Source organism: Cognatiyoonia sp. IB215182 (genome assembly GCF_033963905.1).
Lineage (GTDB): Bacteria > Pseudomonadota > Alphaproteobacteria > Rhodobacterales > Rhodobacteraceae > Yoonia.
Map to the genome: position 1 here is coordinate 1 of NZ_JAXBMB010000049.1, position 3368 is coordinate 3368.

At 50.4% G+C, this 3368-nt stretch carries 4 protein-coding genes; 1 reads left to right on the plus strand and 3 read right to left on the minus strand.

The genetic code is table 11. The annotated features are described in order from the left end of the window. Positions 1-418: 418 nt before the first annotated feature. The 3 genes from SLH47_RS26110 to SLH47_RS26120 all read right to left on the minus strand — a co-directional run bounded on the left by SLH47_RS26110 (position 419) and on the right by SLH47_RS26120 (position 1610). A complete protein-coding gene (locus SLH47_RS26110; protein WP_320244060.1) occupies positions 419-943 on the minus strand; it encodes a hypothetical protein in 525 nt (174 codons plus the stop codon). 74 nt (positions 944-1017) lie between these two features. After that, the gene (locus tag SLH47_RS26115; RefSeq protein WP_320244063.1) at positions 1018-1317 is read right to left on the minus strand and encodes a VCBS domain-containing protein; all 300 of its coding nucleotides are present in this window, start codon (positions 1315-1317) and stop codon (positions 1018-1020) included. Positions 1318-1319: 2 nt separating this feature from the next. Next, positions 1320-1610 carry a hypothetical protein gene (locus tag SLH47_RS26120; protein WP_320244065.1) on the minus strand — a complete coding sequence of 97 codons (291 nt, stop codon included), beginning with the start codon at positions 1608-1610 and terminating at the stop codon, positions 1320-1322. A gap of 1559 nt (positions 1611-3169) precedes the next feature. Between SLH47_RS26120 and SLH47_RS26125 the strand changes: the two genes are divergently transcribed. Beyond that, positions 3170-3368, plus strand: a 199-nt coding sequence (locus SLH47_RS26125) for a hypothetical protein (RefSeq protein ID WP_320244067.1), incomplete at its 3' end; no start/stop codon positions are given.

The window sequence follows — 3368 nt, forward strand, 5'->3', positions numbered from 1 at the left end:
CTGATGAGCTGATGAGCTGATGAGCTGATGAGCTGATGAGCTGATGAGCTGATGAGCTGATGATACGGCAGCTTCACCACAAGCGCAAGTAACATATTGAATTTATTGCGGATATTTGCGTTTTTTTATCGAGCATGCGGTGGGCGAGCCATTCGTTTCCTACCCAGACACTAGAACCCGCTTACTGCATTGGGAAATACTCCAATCCTATATTTGCATAGGCATCAGCTATGGTGAAGCCTGCGCCCATAGATCTTTATTTTGTCAAGGCAATGTCCGAAAAGATAGAACTCAAGTCCACATAAGCGTAGCATCTGCAACGACGGCCCGTCCTAGCCGCACTAGTTCCAAGCGGAACCAGGTCGCGACGAAAAAGCTGTGCGAGCCAATCTTAGATCACGGCATGACCACCCATCAATCATAACCCCACGGTGAGAGCAAAAACTACACTGCATTCCGTGGGTGGGCAGGGCATGACCTGTAACCCCAGCGGCCAGGCATCGTGAGAGATGCGTAGCCCACCAAACGGGATCCAGCCGTTGAGATTGTAGTCCCTTGCAGCACCATCGCCGTAGTAGGCTGTTCCCAGAAAAGAAGCTGTATTGAGCCCTCCCCAAGATGCGGTCATGTGCTTCAGCGAAAACGTGATAGCGAGCGCTGGATCACCCAGCGAGTTCTGAAACAACGCAGTCTGCCCGTCGAATATCTCACCGTCCCATGCCAGATAAACACCTGGATTGAACTCTTCGAAATCCTGCTGCGGATTGACATGATGGGAACCGACAATGAGACCAACACGGTCAGGCAAGACGTCAGCGGCAGCAGGCGCACCAAGTAAGATCGACATGATGGCCGCGCGAAGCATGAGGTACGCTTCATTTTTGGGCTTCAATATCCTACATGCATTCGATGGCACGTGCGGCTTCCAGCGTTGTCCGGCCAATGTGACAATAGCTTCGGGCTGTATTCACAAGGCAGGTTGTGTTGGTGCGGCCAGTAATCAAAATCACCCCTTATTCACAGATGGTCGTTGCCCCAAGCATACTTATGAATGCCACCACCACGGGTCCCCATCATCACAACGGTCAATGCTGCCATGATCGGCGCTTCCCTTCTTCCTTGCACAAGACCCGAAACGTTTGCGACGTTCTCCTCGCCATTGCCGCTCTCGACCGTATAGATAAATGTATCCGTCGGTGTCTGGCCTCCTGCCAGAGCTACAACAGTATCTGCACCGGTTGGATCATAGCTGATCGTCCTGTCGGTGCTCAGTGCCATTGCTGCACCATGCGTATTCGTGGCAGCAACAGCTGTCATGATTAACACACCCACTTCGTTGGGCAGAAGGGTGACTGTATCATCAGTGTGACAACATCTTCGGCAATGATATTGGAGCTTTGTGCAACACCGTTTACATCAAATACGCGGGGCGTGATGGCAGTTTGAGACGCATCACTCTGTTGCAGGTTACAGGATTTCCAATTACCGACAAAACACCCCTTGGCAAGTACCTTGACACTCGGACATCTTCGACCGCCATCGGTGAACTCGTTGACCATGAATTCACCTGCACTGACAATCTGATAAACTGCAACAGATGTGTTGTTCATGACGGCCACTACTTTCTGTAATTCAAATTGGTGCGCAATCGACCCTTATCGCACGCACATTCCGAATATGCTGGCACCAAACAGGAACTTGGTATTTCCTTCCGGTCCAGTATTCCAAAGCTTTCTTGTATTAGTTTTCATGTTTGGCTGCACGTAAGTCCAACCTGTCCAATTTCCGCTCCTCCAACACTACAGCCGGAGCGCAATATTCGGAAATACAGGAACCCTATACTTGAATAAGAGGTGACTATGGTGGACAGAATCTGAATGATCTTCATTCGTCCTTCAATCAGACTTGAAGTCTTGATGATGGCACAACTCATGGAGTTAGCTATGAGGCGGCGTCCTCTACCGCCTCACAACGGAGGTTTCCATGGTCAATCATGAGCGCTGTCATGGCGTTTTCGCTTCCAAGCAACCTGGATACTTCGAGATACTTCAATTTCGAGCGGTCTACTTTGTCGCACGATAAGACTGTCCACTCATACTTCCTTTTATCCAAGAATTAAAAAGTGACAAATGTTATCTAGGATGCCTTGTTTTTGTAACGAGATGGCATCACTGATCTGCACCACTCAGAACGGCAGCTAGGCGGCTGCTGGCAAAGGCCTCTCAGCGCATTGTGTACTGTCCGCGCGTCCAACCCCGCGAGTTGGCAAACCTCACAGAAATCAGCCGAAGGAAAGGTTCCAATCCACCGCTCAGCACCTTGTCTGTTTTTCTCCATTAGAGGATGGGAGTTACACAGATCTCTAATTGCCGTTACAATTACGGACTGCCAAAGGCGTTTCGATGATACTGGATCATTCAACTCTCACCCTCCACATACCGTGACCAGGGATGAAAGAAGTCCAAACGGTACCGAGTAGCGTGCCGGCACATCGAATTGTGAGATGAAAGTATTTTGGCGCTATTTTGTTTCGCAAGAGAAAGTCAAGATGGAACATAACCAACTCCGCGACGCTGAAGTTGCTCATACCGACATGGCAGCGATAAAGTGGCAGAGTCCAAGAACCGCCGGGCAGCGCCCAAATAGGCATGTAGTTGATCGGCCTATCCCAGAATAAGGTACTAGAGTAGCTTCGTGGCCCGGCCACCCCTTGAGATGCTAGCAGAGTGTCAGCTGATGTAACGGGAGAGCACCGTTGTCTGCGCCAGGGTACAGCAACGAATCTCAAACTGACGGGCCAGAAGCTCCACATGGACTGGAAGTAACAGATTGAACTTATTGCGGATTTTGGCAGTTTCTTCATCAAGAATTCGGGTGCCGAGACATTCTTTTCCTATGCAACACTAGAACCCGATCGTTGCGTTGGAAAATACTCCGATCCTATACTTGAATAGACATCAGCTATAACCTGATCGGCCGCTGTCAGACCGTCTTTTTGTCAACACAGCCGACCAGCCAAGTCTGGAGTTTCTAGGTTCGTCTGAGAACACCTCATGAAGGTCAAGCCATCCAGTTGGCGATCTCAACATCTTTGAGATGTCCACGCATGTCGGAGGCTGCAGATTGGCTCGCGCTAGTGGCCACGCGGGCCATACTCCAAGGCCATTTCATGATTTTTGGACCAAGAAGCATAGTCGGGCGCCTCGCCTTAGGTCAGGTCGTTGACGCGCTCGCTGGTCAGCATCGCCTAGAAGGTAAACGAGGCATTTATGCTGAAGCCTTGGTTTTGAGCGAGGTCGCCGAAAGCGCTATGATAACCCGCATCAAAAAACACCCCATCGATCTCGTGCCGCAGACCGACATCAACC